22 protein-coding genes are annotated in these 22,116 nt (G+C 69.0%); 8 read left to right on the top strand and 14 right to left on the bottom strand.

Annotated features, from left to right (window positions below; genetic code table 11):
• Positions 1-28: 28 nt before the first annotated feature.
• Both ACFXKN_RS02465 and ACFXKN_RS02460 read right to left on the bottom strand, forming a co-directional pair.
• Positions 29-1,258, bottom strand: a complete 1,230-nt coding sequence (locus ACFXKN_RS02465; protein ID WP_378949632.1) for an acyl-CoA dehydrogenase family protein — start codon at positions 1,256-1,258, stop codon at positions 29-31.
• A gap of 28 nt (positions 1,259-1,286) precedes the next feature.
• On the bottom strand, positions 1,287-2,423 hold the full coding sequence (locus ACFXKN_RS02460) for an acyl-CoA dehydrogenase family protein (protein ID WP_379432217.1): 1,137 nt from the start codon (positions 2,421-2,423) through the stop codon (positions 1,287-1,289).
• 143 nt (positions 2,424-2,566) lie between these two features.
• On the opposite strand from ACFXKN_RS02460, the gene ACFXKN_RS02455 reads away from it, so the two are divergent.
• Both ACFXKN_RS02455 and ACFXKN_RS02450 read left to right on the top strand, forming a co-directional pair.
• Entirely contained in the window at positions 2,567-3,856 is a 1,290-nt protein-coding gene (locus ACFXKN_RS02455) for a cytochrome P450 (protein ID WP_378949624.1), read from the top strand.
• The gene (locus ACFXKN_RS02450; RefSeq protein ID WP_378928246.1) at positions 3,856-4,044 is read left to right on the top strand and encodes a ferredoxin; all 189 of its coding nucleotides are present in this window, start codon (positions 3,856-3,858) and stop codon (positions 4,042-4,044) included. Before ACFXKN_RS02455 ends, ACFXKN_RS02450 begins: the two co-directional genes overlap by 1 nt.
• 93 nt (positions 4,045-4,137) lie before the next feature.
• Here the strand turns inward: ACFXKN_RS02450 and ACFXKN_RS02445 are convergent, their stop codons facing one another.
• From ACFXKN_RS02445 to ACFXKN_RS02410, 8 genes are all read right to left on the bottom strand, one after another.
• Positions 4,138-4,980, bottom strand: coding sequence for an NAD(P)-dependent oxidoreductase (locus ACFXKN_RS02445; protein ID WP_379432254.1), 843 nt, complete (start codon positions 4,978-4,980; stop codon positions 4,138-4,140).
• 280 nt (positions 4,981-5,260) lie between these two features.
• Complete coding sequence (locus ACFXKN_RS02440; RefSeq protein WP_379432216.1) at positions 5,261-6,094, bottom strand: NAD(P)-dependent oxidoreductase; 834 nt, start codon at positions 6,092-6,094, stop codon at positions 5,261-5,263.
• Positions 6,094-6,627 (bottom strand): DoxX family protein, encoded by a 534-nt coding sequence (locus ACFXKN_RS02435; protein ID WP_378949618.1) that lies wholly within the window; start codon positions 6,625-6,627, stop codon positions 6,094-6,096. Before ACFXKN_RS02435 ends, ACFXKN_RS02440 begins: the two co-directional genes overlap by 1 nt.
• 5 nt (positions 6,628-6,632) lie before the next feature.
• Entirely contained in the window at positions 6,633-7,592 is a 960-nt protein-coding gene (locus tag ACFXKN_RS02430) for an alpha/beta hydrolase (RefSeq protein ID WP_378949615.1), read from the bottom strand.
• A gap of 25 nt (positions 7,593-7,617) precedes the next feature.
• Complete coding sequence (locus tag ACFXKN_RS02425) at positions 7,618-9,279, bottom strand: OB-fold domain-containing protein (protein ID WP_379432215.1); 1,662 nt, start codon at positions 9,277-9,279, stop codon at positions 7,618-7,620.
• A 51-nt stretch (positions 9,280-9,330) separates the two neighbouring features.
• A complete protein-coding gene (locus tag ACFXKN_RS02420; protein WP_378949609.1) occupies positions 9,331-9,528 on the bottom strand; it encodes a ferredoxin in 198 nt (65 codons plus the stop codon).
• A 14-nt stretch (positions 9,529-9,542) separates the two neighbouring features.
• On the bottom strand, positions 9,543-10,403 hold the full coding sequence (locus tag ACFXKN_RS02415; protein WP_378949606.1) for a mycofactocin-coupled SDR family oxidoreductase: 861 nt from the start codon (positions 10,401-10,403) through the stop codon (positions 9,543-9,545).
• 31 nt (positions 10,404-10,434) lie between these two features.
• On the bottom strand, positions 10,435-11,142 hold the full coding sequence (locus ACFXKN_RS02410; protein ID WP_378949603.1) for an SDR family NAD(P)-dependent oxidoreductase: 708 nt from the start codon (positions 11,140-11,142) through the stop codon (positions 10,435-10,437).
• A gap of 208 nt (positions 11,143-11,350) precedes the next feature.
• On the opposite strand from ACFXKN_RS02410, the gene ACFXKN_RS02405 reads away from it, so the two are divergent.
• From ACFXKN_RS02405 to ACFXKN_RS02390, 4 genes are read left to right on the top strand one after another with little or no spacing between them, the layout of a single operon-like run.
• Positions 11,351-12,817: an aldehyde dehydrogenase family protein gene (locus tag ACFXKN_RS02405; RefSeq protein WP_378949600.1), complete on the top strand. Its 1,467-nt coding sequence runs from the start codon at positions 11,351-11,353 to the stop codon at positions 12,815-12,817.
• Positions 12,814-14,022 (top strand): CaiB/BaiF CoA transferase family protein, encoded by a 1,209-nt coding sequence (locus tag ACFXKN_RS02400; RefSeq protein ID WP_379432214.1) that lies wholly within the window; start codon positions 12,814-12,816, stop codon positions 14,020-14,022. Before ACFXKN_RS02405 ends, ACFXKN_RS02400 begins: the two co-directional genes overlap by 4 nt.
• A 20-nt stretch (positions 14,023-14,042) precedes the next feature.
• Complete coding sequence (locus ACFXKN_RS02395; protein WP_379432213.1) at positions 14,043-15,215, top strand: OB-fold domain-containing protein; 1,173 nt, start codon at positions 14,043-14,045, stop codon at positions 15,213-15,215.
• Positions 15,212-16,372 carry a thiolase family protein gene (locus tag ACFXKN_RS02390; protein WP_379432212.1) on the top strand — a complete coding sequence of 387 codons (1,161 nt, stop codon included), beginning with the start codon at positions 15,212-15,214 and terminating at the stop codon, positions 16,370-16,372. Before ACFXKN_RS02395 ends, ACFXKN_RS02390 begins: the two co-directional genes overlap by 4 nt.
• A gap of 58 nt (positions 16,373-16,430) precedes the next feature.
• Here ACFXKN_RS02390 and ACFXKN_RS02385 read toward each other — a convergent pair whose 3' ends face one another.
• Positions 16,431-16,733: a hypothetical protein gene (locus ACFXKN_RS02385; RefSeq protein WP_379432211.1), complete on the bottom strand. Its 303-nt coding sequence runs from the start codon at positions 16,731-16,733 to the stop codon at positions 16,431-16,433.
• 7 nt (positions 16,734-16,740) lie between these two features.
• The gene (locus tag ACFXKN_RS02380) at positions 16,741-17,997 is read right to left on the bottom strand and encodes an amidohydrolase family protein (RefSeq protein ID WP_379432210.1); all 1,257 of its coding nucleotides are present in this window, start codon (positions 17,995-17,997) and stop codon (positions 16,741-16,743) included.
• 385 nt (positions 17,998-18,382) lie between these two features.
• Between ACFXKN_RS02380 and ACFXKN_RS02375 the strand changes: the two genes are divergently transcribed.
• On the top strand, positions 18,383-18,598 hold the full coding sequence (locus ACFXKN_RS02375; protein WP_378949583.1) for a hypothetical protein: 216 nt from the start codon (positions 18,383-18,385) through the stop codon (positions 18,596-18,598).
• A gap of 122 nt (positions 18,599-18,720) precedes the next feature.
• Complete coding sequence (locus ACFXKN_RS02370) at positions 18,721-19,251, top strand: hypothetical protein (protein ID WP_378949580.1); 531 nt, start codon at positions 18,721-18,723, stop codon at positions 19,249-19,251.
• Positions 19,252-19,463: 212 nt separating this feature from the next.
• On the opposite strand, the gene ACFXKN_RS02365 is transcribed toward ACFXKN_RS02370, so the two are convergent.
• Together ACFXKN_RS02365 and ACFXKN_RS02360 are read right to left on the bottom strand one after the other, a co-directional pair.
• A complete protein-coding gene (locus ACFXKN_RS02365; RefSeq protein WP_378949577.1) occupies positions 19,464-20,891 on the bottom strand; it encodes a FadD3 family acyl-CoA ligase in 1,428 nt (475 codons plus the stop codon).
• The gene (locus ACFXKN_RS02360; protein ID WP_378949574.1) at positions 20,888-22,084 is read right to left on the bottom strand and encodes an amidohydrolase family protein; all 1,197 of its coding nucleotides are present in this window, start codon (positions 22,082-22,084) and stop codon (positions 20,888-20,890) included. The genes ACFXKN_RS02365 and ACFXKN_RS02360 overlap by 4 nt, the downstream gene beginning before the upstream one ends.
• Positions 22,085-22,116 lie beyond the last annotated feature (32 nt).

The raw sequence follows: 22,116 nt of genomic DNA, 5'->3' as shown, positions 1-22,116 counted from the left end.
CGGAAACGCGGAGCCGCTCACCCGGACCTCATCGACCGTGGGGCACCTGATCGAAGGGCACATCACGGTCGGCGCTGTCCTCGCGTGGCATGCCGAGAACCCGTTCGCTGATGACATTGCGCGCCATCTCGGTGCTGCCGCCCGCCAGGCTCCACGCGGCGCGGAACAGGTAGTCCAAGCCGACGGTTTCGGTGTCGGCCTCGGCGCCCGCGGTGTAGGTCGCGCCGTCGGATCCCGCGATGCGCAGGGCGGTGTCGGTTTGTAGCCAGGCGTTCTCGGCGGAGAACAGGCGGGGGATCGCGCCTGCGGTGGGTGGCAGGGTGCCGGTGGTGATGGCGCGGGTGACATGGGCGATGAGCTGGTCGCGGACCACGTTCATGGCGCGTGCCGCACCGATGTCCTCGCGCACGCGCGCGTCCGCCGACTGGCCGGTCGCCTTCGCCAAGCGCAGCAGCTGGTCGGCCTCGCCGCCGAGGTGCGGGCGGGCGCCGCTGGTGTAGGGCGAGGTGCCGCCGAGGGCCGCCCGTTCGTGGAAGAGCAAGCGCGAGGCCGCTTCCCAGCCGCCGTCGACCCGCCCGACCACCGCGTCCGCGGGCAGCACCACGTCGTCGAAGAACTCCTGGCAGAACTCGGTGGAACCGGTGACCTGCTTGATCCGCTGCACCGTGACGCCCGCGGCGTGTACCGGCACCAGGAACAGGGTCAGCCCTTGATGTTTGGGCACCGACCAGTCGGTGCGGGCCAGGCACAGGCCGTAGTCGGCGGCGTAGGCGCCCGAACTCCAGATCTTGGAGCCGTTGAGAATCCACTGGTCGCCGTCGCGGTCGGCGCGGGAGGTGAGCCCCGCCAGATCCGAGCCACCTCGCGGCTCGGACAGGAACTGCACCATGATCTCGTCACCACGCAGCACAGCGGGCAGATGAGCTCGCTTCTGCTCGTCGGTGCCGAGATCGAGCAGGCTGGCCGCGCAGATGGCCAGCGTCGGCACGTTCAGCAGCAGCGGCATCTCGTAGGGGAGTGACTCCTCGGTGAAGGCCTCCTGATGCTCGGGACTCAGGCCGAGACCGCCGTATTCGGTGGGGAAGCAGATCCCCGCGAACCCGCCGTCGTGGAGCAGGCGCTGCAACCGGCGAGCCCGCTGCCACGCCTCCTCGGTATCGGCGGGGGCGGTCGTCGGCGGTGCCGCGGACATGTTCGCTTGCAGCCAGTTCCGTGCCCGGAGCCGGAATTCCTCGACGGTCTCGATGTCGGTGGTCATACGACGATGCCTTCCTGAGGTGACGCGGTCATGCCGCGGAGTCGAGCAGATCGGTGATGTGGCGGCGGTGTTCCTCTGGCGTGCCGTACAGCGCGCGACCGAGGGTGATCCGGCGGAGGAACAGGTGCAGATCGTGCTCCCAGGTGACGCCGATCCCGCCGTGCAACTGCACGCAGTCCTGGGCGATCACCGGAGCCTTCGCGCCCACATACGATTTCGCGATGCTGATGTACTCGTCGGTCTCCGGCGCCTCGGCGTCCCAGGCGGCGGCCGCGGCGAACACGGTGGCGCGGCAGGCCTCCAGCCAGGTCTTGTTGTCGGCCATGCGGTGCTTGAGCGACTGGTACGAGGCCAGCGGTCGCCCGAAGGTGTAGCGCTCGAACAGCCAGGTCAGCGTGCGAGTGAGGGCGTGCTCGGCCGCACCGGCGGACTCCGCTGCCGTGACGAGCGCGGCGGCGCCCGCCTGCGCGCGCACCGCGGCCACTGCCGCGGCGCCGGAGTGGGTCACCGCGTCGGTGCCGACGACGACGTCGTCGAACACGACCTTGCCGGTGCGCCGGCTGAGATCGATGGTCCAGGTCGGGCTGACGGTCACGCCCGGCGTTTCGGCGGGCACCAGCAGCTGGATCGGGCCGTCGGGACCGGTCGCGGTGACCAGGAACAGGTCGGCCTGATCGGCCGCCTCCACCCGATCCTTGACCCCGGTCAGCCGGTAGCCGGAACCGGCGGGCACCGCCCGGGTGCCGCCGGCCTCGCCGGTGAGCACACCGAAACCCGCACCGGGCTCGTACACCGCCCAGGTCACCAGGAGCGTCCCGGCCACGATCGCGGCGACCGTCTCGGCGAGGTGATCGGCGGTGGCCCGCAGGCCTGCCAGCGCCGCGGTGGTGGTGACGAACGGGCCGGGCGCGGCGGCCCGGCCGAGTTCCTCGGCGACCAGGGCCAGCTCGGTCATCGGATGCCCGGAAACCGAACCGCCGCCGAGACTTTCGGGTACCAGCATCGCCGTCCAGCCGAGTTCGGCGCCGCGTCGCCACCAGTCCCGATCGAAGCCGGTTCCGGCGTCGGCGAGCGCGCGCACGGTCTCGGTCGGGACCGTGCTCGCGAGGAATTCGCGGGTGGTCATCTGAAAAAACCGCTGGTCCGCGGTGGGATCGTGGGGCATGAGGTCGGTCCTCCGGTTGACGCGCAGCGAGCAGTGTGGAAATCTCATACTCACATGTGAGAGGCTTATTCTCAATCACGGAAGTCGACTGGCACCAACATTCGCTGGGTGGCGTCGACCGGAATCTCGAAGGGACCCGTCGCGTGGTGAACAACTTCCAGGATCTGGACTTCTTCCTAGGACAGGAGCTGGTCGCAGATCCGTACCCCTACTTCGATTCGCTGCGCGAGCAATGCCCGGTGACCCGCGAGCGCCATCACGACGTGATGATGGTGACCGGCTACGACGAGGCACTCGAGGTCTACAACGACGTCGACCGGTTCTCCTCGTGCATCGCCGTCACCGGTCCGTTCCCCGGATTCCCGGTTCCGCTGGACGAGAACAGCGATGTCGACGCGGTGATCGCCGAGCATCGCGACAGCCTGCCGATGAGCGATCAGCTGCCGACGCTGGATCCACCGACCCACACCGACCACCGTGCGCTGCTCATGCGGCTGATCACGCCGAAGCGGTTGAAGGAGAACGAGGAGGCGATGTGGTCGATCGCCGACCGCATGCTCGACCACTACCTGGTCACCGGCGGCGACTGCATGCGCGAATTCGCCGGTCCCTTCACGCTGTACGTGATCGCCGACCTGCTCGGCGTGCCGAGGGACGACCAGGACGAGTTCCTGCACACCCTGCAGCGCGACCCGCACCGCGAAGGTGCCAGCGTGGGCTCCACACAGGGTGAAGGCATGTCGCACAACCCGATCGAGTTCCTGTACAGCAAGTTCTCGGCCTACATCGAGGACCGCCGCCGCAACCCGCGCAACGACGTGCTCACCAGCCTGGCCACCGCGACGTTCCCGGACGGGTCGCAGCCGGAGGTCCTCGATGTCGTGCGGGTGGCCGCGAACGTCTTCTCGGCCGGTCAGGAGACCACGGTCCGGCTGCTGAGCTCGGCACTGAAACTGATCGCCGAACGGCCCGATATCCAGGAGTACCTGCGCGCGGACAAGAGCCACATCCAGAACTTCATCGAGGAGTCGCTGCGGATGGAGAGCCCGGTGAAGGGCGACTTCCGGCTCGCCAAGACGACCTCGACGGTGGGTGGGACCGAGGTGCCGGTGGGGACCGTGCTGATGGTCGTCAACGGTGCGGCCAATCGCGACCCGCGCCGCTTCGACGATCCGACCACTTTCGATCCGGCGCGCTCGAATGCCCGCCAGCACATCGCCTTCGGGCGTGGCACGCACACCTGCCCCGGTGCGCCGCTGGCGCGCGCGGAGGCCAGGATCGCCATCGAGCGCTTGCTGGACCGCACCACCGATCTGCGGATCGACGAGACGGTGCACGGGCCCGTGGAGGAGCGGCGGTACAACTACCTGCCGACCTTCATCCTGCGTGGGCTCACCTCGCTGCACCTGGAATTCGACACCGAGGAGGCCTGATGAAGGTGACCGTCGACGCGGACCGTTGCCGTGGCCACGGCGCGTGTCTGGGGTTGTGCCCTGAGGTCTTCACGCTGAACGTGGACGGCTATGCAGAGACGGCCGCGGGTGCGGTGCCGGACCATCTGGTCGGCGCGGTGGAGGAAGCGGTATCGGCCTGCCCGGAGCAGGCCATCGTCGTCGAGTGAGGTGGAGGGGTTCCGTTGCGGTGCGGCGGAACCCCTCACTGCGTCCCGGGGTACCCGGGCATGGACGGCGGGGCGTGAGCGGCGTCGACAGCGTCAGGCCGGCGCGGAGGGTGTCAGACCGGCGCGGATCGCGGCTTCGAGGAGGCCGAGGTCCGCGCCGAGTGCTGTGGCGACCTCGGTGGCGACCGCGATGTCCTTGCGCAGGAATTCGCCTGCGGTGGTGCGGAACTGGTCCACCGAGCCCCGGCCGGCGATCCGGGTGATCGCGTTGCCGCTGCTGCTCGCGTGGGGCAGCGCGGCCAGGAGGGCAGGCTCGGACAGGCCGAGGACGGTGCCCAGCCGCACCGCGTCGGCGACGAGGCCGATCTGCGCCGCGAACAGGACATTGTTGACCAGCTTCACGCGCTGACCGTCGCCGACCCCACCGACGTGCAGGACCGGATCGGCATAGGCGCCGAGAACGTCGGTCGCGCGGTGGGCATCGGCGCCGGACCCACCGAGGAAGACGGTGAGTGTGCCTGCGGCGATATCGTGCGGGCCGCCGCTCACCGGGGCGTCGACCACGCCGATAACCAGGTCGGCGGCCGCGGTCGCAATGGCTGCGGCGGTCTCCGGGCTGCCGGTGGTGTGCACGACGACGAGTGCGCCGGCGGGCAGATCAGTGAGAAGGGTTGCGCCCAGACAGATCTCGCGCACCTGGTCGTCGCTGAACACGCAGACGATCAGCACTTCGGCATCGCGGGCCGCCTCGGCGACGGACGAGACAGGGGAAGCGCCGACAGCGGCCACCCCCGCGTGCGCCTCGGCAGTCCTCGCAACAGCCAGTACGGTGTGCCCAGCGTCGACGAGCCGGGCGATCATCGGTAGGCCCATCCGTCCCGCGCCCACGAATCCCACACGCATCCTGTTCTCTTTCTCGGTCGGTTGAGAGTCGATCGGGCAATAGGAGTTCCGGTGTCCTCCGCCCAGTGCGGGCCGGGCTGGTGAGCCCGCCGATCACCGCGCAATTGGTGAGGCAGCGCGGTGATCGGCTGGACTGGTGTATCGGTCGCCCCGACGCCTGAGGTGGGTAGCCGGGCAGGCGACCCGGTCGATCACCGAACCGTCGGTGCGCCAGCAGGTGGGGTAGCCGGACAGACGACGCGGTCGATCATCGAATCGTCGGTGCGCGAGCAGGTGGGCAGCCGGTCAGGGGAGTCAGTTGACCACCGGGTCGTCAGCGCGGCAGTGCGGCGCGTTCCCGTTTCATCACTGTCAGGGCGGCATCGGCTGCGTCGAGTTCGATTCCCGGTTCCGCGTCCGCGGCGGCGGCGAGGGCGGCGAGCAGGCCGACATCCTTGCGCAGGAGGTCGCCCGCGCGTTCGGCCAAGCCGTCGAGGGTGCCGCCCGAGGCCACGACGCGGCCGAGGGCGAAGCTGTCGGCGGTGCCGTGGGTGATGACCTCCCCGAGCCGCGCGATATCGAGGCCGAGGTCGGCGCCGAGGCGCAGCGTGCCCTGTGCGGTGGCGAGATTCGCGGTGAAAAGCAGGTTGTTGAGCAGCTTGGCGAACTGTCCGGCGCCCACGTCGCCCAGGTGCACGATCGGGTTCGCGTAGGTCGCGAACACCGGCCTGGCGGCCTCGACCGCGTCGCCGGGCCCACCCACCATCACCAGCAACCGGCCATCGGCGGCGGCCGGACCACCGCCGCTCACCGGTGCGTCGACGACCGAGACACCCTGGCGCGCGGCGATTTCCGACAAGTGGCGGCAGGTGTCCGGATGCACGGTGGAGTGCACGGCCAGTACCGAGCCGGCGGCCATGCCCGCCAGCACGCCGTGCTCGCCGGTGACTACCTCGCGGACATCGGCGTCACCGACCACGCACACGCACACCAGGTCGGCGGCCGCACCGAGGGCAGCGGGGGAGTCGGCGGCACTCGCCGCGGTGTCGGCATAGGGCTCGAGCGAGGCAGACCTGCGCGCCCACAACGTGGTCGGGAAGCCGGCCTCGACGATGCGCCGCGCCATGGGCCCGCCCTGACTGCCCAATCCGATGAATCCGACGCGCATCAGCGCGCCTCCTCTCTGTCGACTTCCCTGTCGGCGACGTGCGCCGGTGCCGGGCGATAGAACGCCGCCAGCAAGCCGATGGTCGCGGCGACACCGAGTCCGAGTGCGAGCAGTCCGCCCGCCCAACCGGTGACGGTGCTGTCGAAGGCGTGATCGAGGGAGGCACGGCCGGGCCCGAGCGCGCCCAGCGCGATCGCCGCCACGGCGAGCACCAGGACGTACTCGTACCCCTCCTTGAACACGAAGAACCCGTTCTTCCGGTGCGCGAGCAGCCCGGCCACCAGCATGACGCCGACTACCGCGCCCGCGCCCAGTGGTGTGCCGAGCCCGAGCACCAGCAGCACGCCCGCGCCGATCTCGGTCACCACGCTGGCCCATGCCTGCAGCACACCGTTGCGCAGGCCGAGCCCGGTGAACCACCCGGCGGTACCGGCGATCTTTCCGCCGCCGAGCCAGTGGTTGACCCCGTGCGCGATCATGGTCGCGCCCACCACAACTCGCAGCAGGAGCAGGGCAGTATCGGTCGCGTCCATCGCATTCACCTCTCCGGCGGCACCGTGCCGCCGTCCAATTGTGGTGTAGGACCGGTGAACTCGCCGTGCTCGGCGGAGACCAGGCATTCCTCGGCGAAGGCGAGCAGACCCAGGTGATAGGCCGCGGCGGTATTGCCCACGCTGATGTTGTGCGCGGTGTTGGGCTGGAGGTTGAGCACGACCCGCGGCGCGGCGGTGAACAGCGCGCCCACCTCGGCCAGTGCGGCAACATCATTGCGCCAGACCCGCTCGTGATCGCCCGCGGAGAACCGCACCGGCACCCCGATTCCGGCGGCCAGCGCCGGGAAGACCTGGGTCGCCCAGTCGGCGACGGCTTCGGTCTCGGACGGCGGGGCAGGCACCGCGATCGACGCGCCGCGGCGCGCGTCGGCGGGATAGAGCCGCGGCGGATTCCAGATCAGGTCACCGACACCCGGCGGTCGCGGGGAATCGGGGCCGACAGTGCGCAGAATGCCCGCGCCGTCGGGGTGATAGCGGTAGCCGGTGCCGGCCAGCTCCACCCCGAGCAGATCGCTGAACCGGGAATCGCCCGCCATCCGCATCGCCAGCTCCGCGCCGGCCGAATGAGCGGTGAGGAACACCCCGGCACCGCGCGGGCGGTCACCCAGGATGGCCGCCACTGCCTCGAACATCAGGTCCACCCGGACCGCCGCCGGGATCAGCCGGTCGGCGAAGGGCGCGGAAGCGCCGTAGCCGGGGCGATCCGGTGCGAGCACGGTGTAGCCGAGCCGGTGCGCGGCCCGGATCAGCGACAGCTCGGGATGTCCGGGGCAGTCGAAGTAGGCCGAGGTCGTCGATCCGCCGTGCAGGGCGATGAGTGTCGCGCGCGGCGTGGGCGACTCGGCGAACAGCGCGGACACCGCGATGCCGTCGACCTCGGTGACGACGGTCGCGGGCGCGTCGTCGTCGCCGACGGCACGGAGTTCGGAGTGGGTGAGGGTCACGTCGTCTCGCTTTCCTTCGCGCTCGTCACCGGGCGCGCAGCAACATCGCACCGCCGGGGGTGAGCCCGCCGCTGGACACCACCGCGACCCGGGCGCCGGGCACCTGTCGTGGACCGGCATCGCCACGCAACTGCGCGATGGCCTCATGGAGCAGACCCATGCCGTGGGTGCGGCCGTGGGAGAGCTGCCCGCCGTGGGTATTCACCGGGATCAGCCCGTCGCGGGCGATGTTCTTGCCGCCGTCGAGGAAATCCGCGGCCTCGCCGATTCCGCAGAACCCGAGTGCCTCGATCCAGGACAGGCAGTTGAAGGTGAAGCCGTCGTAGAGTTCGGCCACGTCGACATCGCGCGGCCGCAGGTCGGTGCGCGTCCACAGGTGCGCGGCCGGGCCGAGGACCTGTGGTTCGTGGGTGAGCGTGCTCTGGTCCCATTCGATGCGCTCGACGATCTGGGTGCCGACCGCCTCGACGAACACCGGGGTGCTCGCCAGATCGGCGACGGTGTCGACCGCGGAGACGATCACCGCAACCGCGCCGTCGCACGGGACATCGCAGTCGTAGAGCCCGAACGGGCTGGTGACGGGCCGGGCCGCGAGATAGTCGTCCATGGTCATCGGGTCGCGGTAGACCGCGGTCGGGTCGAGTTCGGCGTTGGCGCGCTGGTTGAGCGCGATCCAGCCCAGCGTCTCGCGGGTGGTGCCGTAGTCGTGGAAGTGCCGCTGCGCCTTCTGCGCGAGGGTGTGCGCGGCGGAGGTGGCGCCGAAGGGGGTCAGCCAGCTGGCGGTGCGGCCTGCGCTCGCGGTGATCCGGCCCGCCTTCATGTGCTCGGCGAAGGTGGACTCCCAGACCGTGCGGAAACACAGCACGTGCCTTGCCAGCCCGGCGGCCACCGCGGTCATCGCGGCGATCACCGAACCACCGGGGCCGAAGGTCTCGATACCGCCGTTGTGCCAGGTCGGCCGGATGCCGAGCGCGGCTTCGAGCGCGGTCACCCCACCCTCGCCGAATCCGCCGAGATTGCCGCCACCGGGATAGGACGACAGCCCGTCGATATCGTCGAAGGTGAGTCCGGCGTCGGCGACCGCGCGTTCGCAGGCCGTCACGGTCAGCGACAGCGGCGGCACCATCAGCCTGCGGCCGATCTGCGACATCCCGATGCCGGTGAGCGCGACCCGGTCCTCGAACTTGTCGCTGCGCACCATCGGACGGATACGCGCGGCATAGGCGTCGGGAGCGATCTCGTCCACCGGCAGCGGGACCGGATCGCCCGCGACCGGGCGGAACAGCGGCAGCCACACGTCACCGTCGGGCTGGAAGGTCACCTCGACCGGCATGCCGAGTTCGAGCGAATCCGGTTCGGCCGCCACGATATTGGTGGTCAGCCGAACCCGGGTGTCCTCGACCGGCGCGACGGTGGCCACCACGTAGGGCGGGTCGAGGCCGGGCACGGCGAAGCGGTGGTTCACCGTGAACGCGATCAGCGTCGCGCGACCGGAGAGCTCACGGACCCCGAGTTCGCGACCGCGGCAGTAGCGGCACACCGGTTGCGGCGGGTGCAGCAGGGCGGCACAGGATCGGCACTCCTGCACCCGCAGGACACCGTCGGCGCCTGCGGTCCAGAAGAATTCGTTGTCCGGGCCGAGCTGCGGCAGCGGCCGCCCGGACGCGGGCGTGCTCTCCGCCGCCACAGGTTTCCTCCTCGATCAGATCTGCGCGCTGGCGCGATTCTTGGTGACGTTTTACTGTTCGGCCAGCGAGATCGCCCGCTCGGGGCACGAGTGCGCGGCTTCGCGCACCTGTTCCTGCTGATCGGCGGGCACCTGCTCGTCGACCGGTGCGGAATGGCCGTCGATATCACTGAGTTCGAACGCCTGCGGGGCGATCATGGCGCACAGCGTGTGCCCCTGGCAGCGCTGCGCATCGACCTGGACCTTCACGATGAATCTTCCTCTCAGATGTGGTACTCGTACCACTTCAGATAGCCGCCGCCGTCGACGCGCAGCTGCGTTCCGGTGATGAACCGCGACTCGTCCGACGCCAGGAACAGCACGGCGTCGCTGATGTCACGGGTCTCGACGAAGGGAATCGGCATCGCCTGCTGGACACCGAAAGCCGGCTCGGCGTCCGCGCGGGTCGGGTGCTCGAGATCGGGGCGGAACGAGCGGTACATCGGCTCGCTCTGCAACATCGGGGTGTCGCAGTTGGTCGGGTGGATCACGTTGGCGCGGATGCGCTGTGCCGCGATGTGCAGGGCCAGGTGGTGCACGTACTCCGAGAGGCCGCGCTTGGCGACGACGTAGGCGATGCCGCCCGGATCGCGGCCGGGCTGGTCGACCTTGGCGATATCCATCAGCGCCGCGACCGAGCCGGTCGCGATGATGGAGGCACCTTCGCGCAGATGCGGCAGTGCGGCCTGGATGGTGTTGATGACGCCGATCAGGTTGGTGTCGATGACATCGGACCAGGCCTGCCACTGCGGCGTGCCCTTCATCCCGGCGATGCCCGCCTGGGCGATCACGATGTCGAGGTGGCCGAATTCGGCGACGCCGTCGGCGACGACCGTCTTCAGGGCGGTGGCGTCGCGGACGTCGACCTGCCTGGTCAGGATCCGGCGCCCGGCCTTCTCCACCAGTCGCGCCGTCTCCTCGAGGTCCTCGGGCCGCGCGAGCGCGTAACCGATGGTGTCGATGTCGTGACAGATGTCCACGGCGATGATGTCGGCGCCCTCTTCGGCCAGCCGGACCGCGTGACTGCGGCCCTGGCCGCGTGCCGCTCCGGTGACGAAGGCGACTTTGCCTGCTACGCGTCCCATGGGAGTTCCTCTCGTTCGGGGTGTTCGATGCTCATGTGTTGCGTCCGCCGTTGACCCCGAAGATCTGCCCGGTGATGTAGGAGGCTTCCTCGGAGATCAGAAAGGCGCACGCCGCGGCGATGTCGGCCGGCGTGCCGACCCGGCGGACGGGCGTGCGCTGGATGTGGTCCTCGACGGTGCCGCCGAGGCGCTGTGCCTGTTCGTTCTTGCGCAGCATCGGGGTGTCGATGAACCCGGGCGGCACCGCGTTGACGGTGATGCCGGACGGACCCAGTTCCAGCGCAAGGGCTTTGGTGAGGCCGTTGACCGCCGACTTGGCCGCGACATAGTGCGCCATGAACGGCTGGCCCGAGTGCGTGCTCGATGAGGAGATGTTCACGATGCGGCCCCAGCCGGCCTCGACCATGTCCGGCAGCACGGCCTGGATGGTGTGGAAGACGCCGTGCAGGTTCACATCGATCACCCGCTGCCACTCCGCGAACGACAGCTTCCCGAAGCGTTTGAAGCCGTCCAGTCCGGCCGAGTTCACCAGCACCGCGATCGGGCCGAACTTCGCGCGGACCGCGTCGAGGGCGGCCGCGATCTGTTCGGGATCGGTGACATCGGCCCGGAAGGCGAAGTCGTCCTCGGTCGACGGGTTCAGATCCAGGGTGGCGACGTGGAACCCGTCGCCGCGCAACCGTTCGGCGATGCCGAGCCCGATCCCGGACGCGCCCCCGGTGACCACCGCTGTTTTCACAAGAATCTCCCTTCCGAATGCGAGAACCGTACTCTCGCTCGGATTCGAATAGCAAGGGCTGCGCCTGAATTCGCGCTTTCGATGGCGATGTCGGCGAATTGCGACGATTCGGTCGCCGATCCCTGCTACCGTCCGGCCTGTTGCATGTAGCATTCTCGATTGAGAGAATGAGATTTCCACGGGACGCGGGTCCCAGCTAGGAGGCGGGATGTCAACGCAGGAAGTGGCGGGCACGGTGACACGTCGATTGCTCGTCGACGGGCAGCTGCGCGAAACCGGGCAGACGCTCGCTTCGCTCGATCCCGCGACCGGCGAGGTGTACGGCTACGCGCCCGAAGCGACGGTGGCCGATGTGGACGATGCCGTCGCCGCCGCGCGCCGCGCGTTCGACGAGACCACCTGGGCGACCAATCCCCGGTTCCGTGCGCGCTGCCTGCGCCAGCTCTACCGCGCGCTGCGCGACAACGTCGAGGAACTGCGCGCGCTGACGATCGCCGAGGTCGGCGCGACGCGCGCACTGACCGCGGGCAATCAGCTCGAGACCCCGTTCGAGATCGTGCGCTACTACACCGACCTGCTCGACAGCTACGCCTTCACCGAGGACCTCGGCAATGTCGAGATCCGCGGGCAGCAGCATCACCGGTGGGTCGAGAAGGAAGCGGCCGGCGTGGTCGCCGCGATCGCCGCCTACAACTATCCGCACCAGCTCGCCCTGGCCAAGCTCGCGCCCGCGCTGGCCGCCGGCTGCACGGTGGTGCTCAAGGGCGCGCCGGACACCCCACTGACCACCCTGGCGCTGGGCGAGCTCATCGCCGAGCACACCGAGATCCCGGCCGGCGTGGTGAACGTCCTCGCGTCCTCCGACATCGAGGTGGGCAAGCGGATGACCACGCATCCGGACGTGGACGTGGTCACCTTCACCGGGTCGACGCCGGTGGGACGCCAGATCATGGCGGCCGCGAGCGCCACCCTCAAGAAGGTGTTCCTCGAGCTGGGCGGCAAGTCGGCGATGATCCTGCTCGACGACGCGGACTACACCCAGGCGGCGGTGTTCGCGGCGTTCAGCGTCGTCACCCACGCCGGGCAGGGCTGCGCGCTCACCACCCGGTTGCTGGTGCCCGCCGCCGATCACGACCGGGTCGCCGAGCTGGTCGCGGCCAACTTCGCCCATGTGCGCCATGGTGATCCGAACGAACCGACGACCTATATGGGACCGCTGATCAGCGCCACCCAGCGCGACAAGGTGCACGCGATGGTCGAGCGCGCGGTCGTGGCGGGCGCCACCCTGGTCACCGGCGGGAAGAAACTGGATCCCGGCTTCTTCTACGCACCGACCCTGCTGGCGAATGTCGACCCCGACAGCGAGATCGCCCAGGAGGAGGTGTTCGGCCCGGTGCTGGCGCTGATCCCGTACTCCGACGACGAGGAGGCGGTCCGCATCGCCAACAACTCGATCTACGGGCTGTCCGGCGCGGTCTTCAGCGCCGACGCCGACCGGGCAAAGGCGGTGGCGCGGCGGGTACGCACCGGCACCTTCAGCATCAACGGCGGCAACTACTTCCACCCCGACGCGCCGTTCGGCGGCTACAAGCAGTCCGGTATCGGCCGGGAGATGGGCGTGGCCGGGTTCGAGGAGTTCCTCGAGCACAAGACCCTCGCGGAAGTCCTCGCGTGAGCGGGCCGCTGACGGGCATCACGGTGCTCGAGGTCGCGATGTACGGGTTCGTGCCGTCGGCCGGGGCGGTGCTGTCGGACTGGGGCGCCGATGTGGTGAAGGTGGAGCACGCCAGCGGTGGCGATCCGCAGCGCGGGTTGCGCCGGGTGGGCGCCTTCACCGTCGAGGGCGACCCGAATCCCAATGTGGAGCACGCGAATCGGGGCAAGCGCAGTATCGGCGTCGACATGTCGGTGCCGGAGGGTCGTGAGGTGATCCTGGCGCTGGCGAAGAACGCCGATGTGTTCCTCACCAGCTTCCTGCCGTCCGCGCGGACCAAGTTCGGCATCGACGTCGACGACATCCGCGCGGTCAACCCCGAGATCGTTTACGCCAGGGGCAGTGCGCTCGGTCCCCGCGGTACCGAGTCCGTTCGCGGCGGGTACGACATGACCGCCTTCTGGTGCCGCGGCGGGATCGCCGCGACCATCACCCCGGAGGGCACCGAAGGGCTGATCCAGCCACCCGGCCCGGCCTTCGGCGACACCATCTCCGGGACCAACCTGGCCGGCGGGATCGCCGCCGCGCTGCTCAAACGCGAACGCACCGGCGAGACCTCGGTGGTCGACGTGTCACTACTCGGCAGCGGACTGTGGGCGCTCGGGCACACGATCGCGCTGTCGGCCTCCCAGCAGCAGCCGATGCGCGCCCCGCGACCGGGTGCCCACGGCGCGCCGACCAATCCGCTCTCGGGCCTCTACGCCACCTCCGACGATCGCTACCTGTCGTTCGTGATGTTGCAGCCCGCCAAGTTCTGGTCCGACGTGTGCCGCCACCTCGACCGGCCCGAGCTGGCCGATGATCCGCGCTTCGCCGATGCCGCCTCGATCGCGGAGCACACCGCCGACGCGGTGGCGATCCTGCGCGAGGTGATCGGCGCGCGCACCCTCGCCGAGTGGACCGAACGGTTCGCCACGCTGGCGGGTCCCTGGGCACCGGTACAGGATTCGGTCCAGCTGCTCGCCGACGCCCAGATCAGGGCGAACGACTATCTGCTGCCCGCAGGCGAGCTAGAGCTGGTCTCCAGCCCGGTGCAGTTCGACGTGGCGCCGCCGCAGTTGCGGCCCGGGCCGGAGTTCGCCGCGCAGACCGAGGAGATCCTGCTCGAACTGGGACTCGACTGGGATCGCATCATCACGCTCAAGACCGCGGGCGCGGTCACCTGAGTCGTCCGGAAGGAGCCGACATGCCGCATGTTGCGTCGATGGGGACGTATCTACCGTGTTGGGGGGACCGGCATCACCGTGTCGTCGGAGACGACGAAGACGCGGTCACCCTCGCGGTGGAGGCAGGCCGGGCCGCGCTCGTCGGCGGCGAACCGGTGGAACGGGTAGTGCTGGTCAGCCGCGATCTGCCACTGGTGGAGAGCAGCAACACCGCGGTGCTGCTGGCCGGACTCGGTCTCGACCCCGAGCTCGAGGTGACCGAGCGGCTCGGTGGCGCCCCGGCCACCCTGGACGCGCTGAGTTCGGCCCGGCCGCGCACGTTGGTGATCGGCGTCGATCTCGAGCCCGCCGGTGCGGCCGCCGCGTGGATCTCCGACCGCAACGGTACGCAGGTGCGCACCACAGCCCGGGTCGCGCGCAGTCTGCCGGTGCGGACCCGCCATGCCGACGGTGTCCACGACTACGGCGATCCCCGGCTGCTGCGCGAGCGCGGTCTGGTGGCGTCGCTGTCGGCGGCCTGGCTCGACACTCCGGTCGCGGTCGCGGGGGTGGAGCACAAACAAGCGGCCGCGCTGTGCGGGACGCCACCGCAGCTGCCGACCACCGGCGCGTCCTCGGCGCTGTTCGCGCTGGCCGCGATGGCGGAGTGGGACACGGCCGGGCTGCTGGTGGGGGTGGAGCAGGCGAGTTTGTCCGGTGTCACGGTGGTGCCGGGGCCGCTGTCGCTGCTGCGGCTCGAGCCGCCCGCCCGCCCGCCGCTGGACGGGATCGTCGAACCCGGGACAGATCTGCCGCTCTCGCTGGCCGCCTACGAGCGCGCCTTCGAAGCCAAGGTGCGCTGGGAGGCGGGCCGACACGAGGGCACCGACGAACTGGACTTCCCCCCGCGCTATCGGCTGGGCGAGGACGGCAGCCTCGCCACCACCTACACCCTGGTGCCGCTGCCGCGCACCGGCACCGTCTACGCCGCCACCACCGTGCGCATGCCGGTGCCCGGCCAGAAGAGCCCGTACACGCTGGTGATCGTCGAACTCGACGACATCGGCGTGCGCGCACTGGCGAAGGTGACCGGCGCCGACGCGGGCACCGCCGGGATCGGGGTACGTGGCCGAATGGTGTTGCGCCGGGTGGCGATACGTTCGGGCGTGCCGGACTACGGATACGCGTTCGAGCCGGAAAGGGAAACGGTATGAGAAGAGTCGCCGTCGTCGGCGCGGGGATGACCCCGTTCGCCGAACACTTCGCCTTCGGCCTGAGCGATCTGCTGCCGATGGCCTTCGCCGAATGCGCCGCCTCCGTTGACAAGGGCCTGCACATCGGCGACATCGAGGCCGCCTGGTTCGGCGCGTTGCGGACCACCGACGGGTTCCCGTCCGGGATCCTCGCCGAAGCGCTCGGCCTGCCCGACCTGCCGGTGACCCATATCGAGAACTCGTGCGCCACCGGCAACGACGCGGTGCGTAATGCCTTGTACGCCATCGCTTCCGGTGCGGTGGACGTCGCGCTGGTGATCGGCGCGGACAAGCTACGCGAGACCGCGGAGAAGGACATGCTCCGCGAATGGGAATCGATGACCAGGCATCGCGCCTGGGACTACGAGCTGGGCTTGTTCGCGCCCGCGGGCTTCGCCCTGCACGTGAGCCGCTACCTGCACGAGTCGCCGGCCACCCGCGAGCACCTGGCCATGGTGGCGGTGAAGAACCACCGGCATGGTGCGCGCAATCCCAAGGTGCGCTTGCCTTTCGAGATCACCATGGAGCAGGCGCTGCAGGCACCGATCGTGGCCGACCCGTTCGGCGTCTACGACTGCGCGCCGCAGAGCGACGGTGCCGCGGCGCTGGTGCTCGTCGCCGAGGACGTGGTCGACCGCTACACCGACGCGCCGGTGTGGGTGCGCGGGGTGGGGCTGGGACTGGACTCGATCATGGTGCAGCACAGACCGGATCTGACCACCTTCCCGGCCACCCTGCGCGCGGCCCGTCGCGCGTTCACGATGGCCGGTCTCAGTCCGGCCGACATCGACGTGGCCGAGGTGCACGACTACTTCACCGGCATCGAGCTGATGAGTTACGAGGATCTCGGCTTCGCCGAGAAATTCGAGGCCCACAAGCTCGTCGAGACCGGGGCGACCTCGGTCGGTGGTGCGCTGCCGGTCAATCCCAGCGGTGGTCTCAAAACCAAGGGGCACCCGCCCGGCGCCACCGGCATCGCCCAGTGCGTGGAGCTGTTCGAGCAATTGCGCGGTAGCGCGGTGAACCAGGTCGAAGGCGCGCGTTTCGGGTTGGCGCACAACCTGGGTGGGCCGACCGCGGTCGCCGGGGTGACGATTCTCGAGGGCCCTGCCCGCTGAGTCCGGCGCGACACACGAGAGCCCGGTCCCCGCACCGGGGACCGGGCTCTCGTGCTGGTCAGAGGGAGTGCCAAACCGTGAGCCGGGTGCGGGCGGAGTCGGCCGCCGCCGACACGGTCATCCGTCCGTCCGCGGCGCGGGCACCGAGTTCGGCGAGCACAGTGGACGGTTCGCCGTCGAGCACGAACACCGACAGGTAGCGTGCCTCGTCCGGTCCGCCCCTGGCCAACTTGTGCCTTTCGCACGAGGCCACGCCGGGAATGGTGAGCATCTCCGGGATGTGCACGTCGGTGTACCAGCGGTTGTACTCGTCGTCCATCCCGTCGTGCGGGGTGGCGAAGACCATCAGTCGAGCTGTCATGGCGTCCTCAGCCGTGCAGGCGGGTGTAGGCGGCCGCGTAGTCGGCGCGCGAGCGGGTGGAGACGTCCACGTCGGTGGCGGTGGCGCGCAGCGCGCCAACGGTGGCCCGCTCGCGCGGGATGTGCCCGAACGGATTCCAGTTGAAATGCCTGCAGGCGTTAGCCCAGGTGATCTTGTGGATGTCGTCGTCGTCGGCACCCGCCGCCAGGAGTTCCTCGAGTACGAACTCCGGCGCGTTGGGCCAGATCGAATCCGAGTGCGGGTAGTCGCATTCCCACGCGATGTTGTCGATGCCGATGTCGTGGCGGAACTTCAGCGCGGTCCGGTCGGTGACATAGCAGGCGAGCACGTGCTCGCGGAAGACGTCGCTGGGCATCTTGCCGCCGAAGTCGCGGCGCAGCCAGCGCTGGTTGGTGTAGTGCCGGTCCGAGCGGTCCAGGAAGAACGGGATCCAGCCGACACCGCCCTCGGACAGTGCGACCTTCAGCTTCGGGAATTGCCGGAAAGCCGGTCCCCACAGCAGATCCTGGGCCGCGATCAGCGAAATGCTCGGCGCCAGCACCATGAGGTTGTCGATCGGTGCGTCCGGGGCAAGGCGCAGCACGCCGAAGCCCTGGCCGATGTGCAGGTTCATCACGGTGTCGTTGTCCTGCAGCGCATGGAACACCGGCGCCCAGTAGTCGATGTCGTGATAGCTGGGCAGACCGTCGATGTGCGGCAGCTCGGGCATGGTCACCGAGTGGCAGCCGCGGGCGGCGAGGCGTTCGATCTCGGCGACCGCCAGCTGCGGATCCCACATGGGCAGAATGCCGATCGGGATGAAGCGGCCCGGATAGGCGCCCGCCCAGTCCTCGAGGTGCCAGTCGTTGTAGGCCGAGATCATCGCGACGGTGATCTCGTCCTGGCCGCCGCGGCTCAGATGACCCGCGCTGAAACCGGTGAAGGTGGGGAAACACATGGAGGTGAGCACCCCGTTGGCGTCCATGTCGCGCACGCGATCGTGCACGTTGTAGACAGCGGGGCGCATCTCCGCGTAACCGGCCGGGTCGCGGCCCCACTCCTCGGCCGGCCAGGTGACGACGGCGTTGAGTCCGGCGACGCCGGTCGGCCGATCCCGGTAGATCCAGTGGTCGATGCCCTTCTCGTCGGCGACCACCCGGGGTGCGTAGTCGGCCCATTTGCGGGGGACGTGGTGGTCGAACATGTCGAGTGGCTCGACCACATGGTCGTCGATGCTCACGAGTATCAGGTCGTCGGTATTCACGGGGCTCCTCGCTCTGTCAGGTGCTGCGCCGGGATCGCACGATCGAAATAGGCGACCCACCTGGCGAGAATGGAATTCTCGCAACGGGAAAAGCATACCGCACAAGAAGGGTGGTCGGACTCAAAGGTGGGGAGGATCAGAGGGTTGGTAATGGCCTTTTTGCGGCACGGATAGGGAACATGGTCGACAAGAATGGCATTCTCATATGGAGATTGCATGACCGTTCGCCGGTATCTGTCCGGCGCGGGTTCGGTGCCGCTCGAGCTGCCGGTGCGTGATGCCGGCTCGGTTGACGAGGGAAACACGCGCTGTCCGCATTCCGGTAGTTTGCCAAGAGTTGTCCAGTACGGTGAGCTCGTTCATCCGATGACAGTTGGGAATCGAAATGCGCAAATGTCTCGCTACCGTCGCAGTCGCCGGCACTCTGACCGCGGGAGCCGTGCTCACCGGCGCTGGAGCCGCAGGGGCTACGCCTGCGCCGCCCTCGCCGCAGTGCTCCCTGGTCTCTTGGCCGCTGGTAGTGCTGATCGAGGTCACCGGCGGCACGTCGAGCCCGCTGCTTCCACTGGCCGATTCCATCCAGGCGGCTGTCTGCCCGTGACTCCCTGCTGTCCGCGACCGAAGCGTGCGATGCCGGTCGCGGACAATACGCTGCGCCAGCGAACGCAGCGCTAACCCTCGCAGTAGTGGAAACTCCACGTCTGCTTCGAAAGGTATGACCAGATGAAGCGTTTACTGATCGCGGTCGCGGGTGCGGCCATGATTTGCGGTCTTGGGGCATGTTCGAACGATTCGGACCCGGCGCCGGCGACGAGCAGCACCAGCACGCCGGCGACGACGACCTCGACGACCGCCCCCGCGGGCTCGACGACGGCGCCCGTGCAGCCCACCACCGGCGGGCGTGGCGCCGACGGCTCCACCGGCAACAATCTGTCCTCTGAATACTGTGCCAAGAACCAGGATCCTGGATGCCCGGCGGGCTCCTACATCGGCCCGAACGCCATCCCGAGCCCCAACGGCGACGGCACCTGGGTGCCCTGTGAGGGCACTGTGTGCACCAACCCCAACCACGGGGCGGGCCCCGACGGCACCGTCCCGCCAGTCGAGCCCACCACCACGGTCCCGCCCGCCACCACCACCCAGCCCGCCGCCGAGCGAGTCGAGGGCGCTCCCTGCGAAGGCGACGGCCGTTGGGTCCATCTCGAGGGCGGCAACGCCGACCACTACGGCACCGAATGGCTCTGTCAGCACTGAATCCGGCAGCGGCGGCGAGATCCTGTGTCAGCAGTGCCGCGCCCGCCATGACCGACCGTGATGAATTGCGTCGGTCATGGCGGGGCTCACCGGGCGGCGGCGCGCAGCGGGGTGAGCTTCTTGTTGAAGAGCGTGTCGGACCGGGATGTGCACCCTGACAGTTCCGGTGGGCGGTGTGCTCGCGGCCGAAGTCGGTGGTCTCGCGGAGGCGGTCAGGTCAGCTGGTCCTTCATCACCTTCCCGGTCGCGTTGAGCGGCAAGGCATCCAGGAATCGCACCGAACGCGGCACCTTGTAGCCCGCCATCCGGTCGCGGCTCCAGGCGATGAGTTCATCCTCGGTGACCTCGGCCTTCGCCACCACGTACGCCCGGCCCACCTGGCCGAGACGCTCGTCGGGTACCCCGACCACCGCGGCCTGGGTGACCGCGGGATGTTCGAGCAGGAAGCCTTCGATCTCCGCGGGGTAGGCGTTGAATCCGCCGACGATGAACATGTCCTTCTTCCGTCCGACGATGCGTAGCCTGCCGTCGATGTCGAGCTCGCCGAGATCGCCGGTGTGCAGCCACCCGTCCGGATCGATGGTCGCGGCCGTCGCGTCGGGATCGTCGAGATAGCCCAGCATGACCGAGTATCCGCGCACGAGGACCTCGCTGTCCTCGGCGATCCTGACCTCGACCCCGTCGCAGGGTTGCCCGACGGTGGTCGCGATCTGCTCGAAGCTGTCACCGGGCCGGGAGGCGGTGGCCGTGCCCGCTTCGGTGAGGCCGTAGCCGGTCATGATGGACCGGAACGGCAACTCCTGGGCGATCCGGCGGATGAGCTCCACCGGGATGTCGGCGGCACCGGTCACCGCCGCGCGCAGCGAGGACAGATCGCGGGAGCCTTTCGCTTCCAGCAGTGCGTGATACAGGGTGGGCGGTCCGGGCAGCATCGTCACCCGTTCGCGTTCCACCAAGTCCAGGACGGTCTCGACATCGAAGACCGGCACCGGCAGGACGGTCGCGCCGCGGATGAGCGCGGCCACCAGTCCCGCCTTGTAGCCGAAGGTGTGGAAGAACGGGTTGACGATCAGATAGCGGTCGCCCTGGCGTAAATCGGCCAGGTCGCACCACTCCGCGTAGAGCCGCAGGGTCTGCCGGTGGTTCATCGTGACGCCCTTGGGCCGTCCGGTGGTCCCCGAGGTGAAGATGATGTCGGCGACATCGGTTCCCGCGACGGCACATTCGAACGGCTCGCCCGAATCGAGGAACCCGGATTTCAGATCGAACACCGGCACCTCGGTGACACCGGTGTAGTCGGTTCCGAGGAACCCCTGCTCCACCAGGACTGCCTTCGCCCCGCTGCGCCGGATGACATCGGCCGCTTCGCCTGCCTTGAACCGCGTATTCACCGGCACCAGCACGGCGCCCGCGGTGAGCACGCCGAACGCCGCGATCATCCACTCCGCGGAGTTGGGCGCCCACAGCGCGACCCGGTCGCCCTTGCCGATACCCGCGGCCGCGAGTGCCCCCGCGGCCCGGCGTACCCGGGCCGCGAGTTCGGTGAAGCTCAGGCGCAGTGCGCCGTCGACGACCGCTTCGGCGTCCCCGAAGCGGTCGGCGGCGCTCGTCACCAGCTGCGGGAGGGTTTCCCAGCTCATACCTTCAGCAACCGTGCGAGGTTGCCGCCCATGATCTTGGCCTGGTTGGCCATGGGCATGTCCTTGATCTCGTGGATGTAGCGGGCGGGCTCGGCCAGCCCCTCCGGATGCGGCCAGTCCGAACCGAACAGCACATGATCGGCGCCCATCACATCGGAGAGCCGCACCAGGTCTTCCTCCCAGAACGGGCTGACGTAGAGGCTCTGCTTGATGGCCTCGATCGGGTCGCGGAAGCCGAAGCCCTCCGGCGCCTTCTTGTAGACATCGGAGAGCTGCCCCAGCAGCGGCTCGAGCCAGGCCGAACCGTTCTCGATGACCGCGATCTTCAAGTCGGGGAACCGATTCAGCGCACCGTGACACACCCACGAGGCGACCGCGTCGGTGACCGGCCGCCACTGATTGGTCATCGCGAAGGTGTTGGTCTGGAACGGCAGCATCTCCAGGCTGTTGCCCTCCCACTCGGCATCGAAGCGGGAGTAGCCGCTGTCGGAGGAGTGCATGGTGACGAGCACGTCGAGTTCGACGACCCGCTTCCAGAACGGATCGAACTCCGGCATCGCGAACGAGCGCATCCCCTTGAACCCGGGCACCGGGGCAGGCCGGACCAGGATCGCCTTGGCGCCGTGTTCGACGACCGCCCAGTTCAGCTCCTCGATCGCCTTCTCGACGATCGGCAGCGTGATCACCGGAACGGTGAAGATCCGGCCCGAATGCACGAAACTGCCGTCCTGGCCCCAGTCTTCGAGCATCCACTGGTTGAGTGAGTGGACCACCGCGTGGATCAGCTCGGGGTGGTGGCGCATGCGCTCCTCGACCAGGCTGGCCAGTGTCGGGAACATCAGCGCGCGCTGCAGCTGCAGGTCGTCCATGACCTGCAGCCGGGCCACGGGATCGCGGAAGGCGTCGATCGCCTTCATCGACTTGCCGAAGATCTCGCGCCGGCTCTTGCCCTCGGGATTGCCGTGCTTGAAGTAGTCCTCCATGGCGCCGGGGCGCGCGACCACATCGAAGGTCGGGTTCGGGATGTACTCGCTGATCTGGCCGAGTACCGCGATCTTGGTGCGGCCGTTGATCTCGACGTACTGGATGGCGCCTTCGTACTGCTTGGGCAGGTACCGGGTGAGCGCTTCCTTGGTTTCGTAGAGATGGTTGTCCGCGTCGAAGAGCTGATAAGGCAGCTCGATCTTCGTCATGTGGATCCTCCTTACCGATTTATGAGAATCAT

It is taken from the genome of Nocardia sp. NPDC059195, from assembly GCF_042754695.1.
GTDB lineage: Bacteria > Actinomycetota > Actinomycetes > Mycobacteriales > Mycobacteriaceae > Nocardia.
Note: the sequence above shows the minus strand (reverse complement) of the source record. Positions and strands in the feature narration are given on the sequence as shown.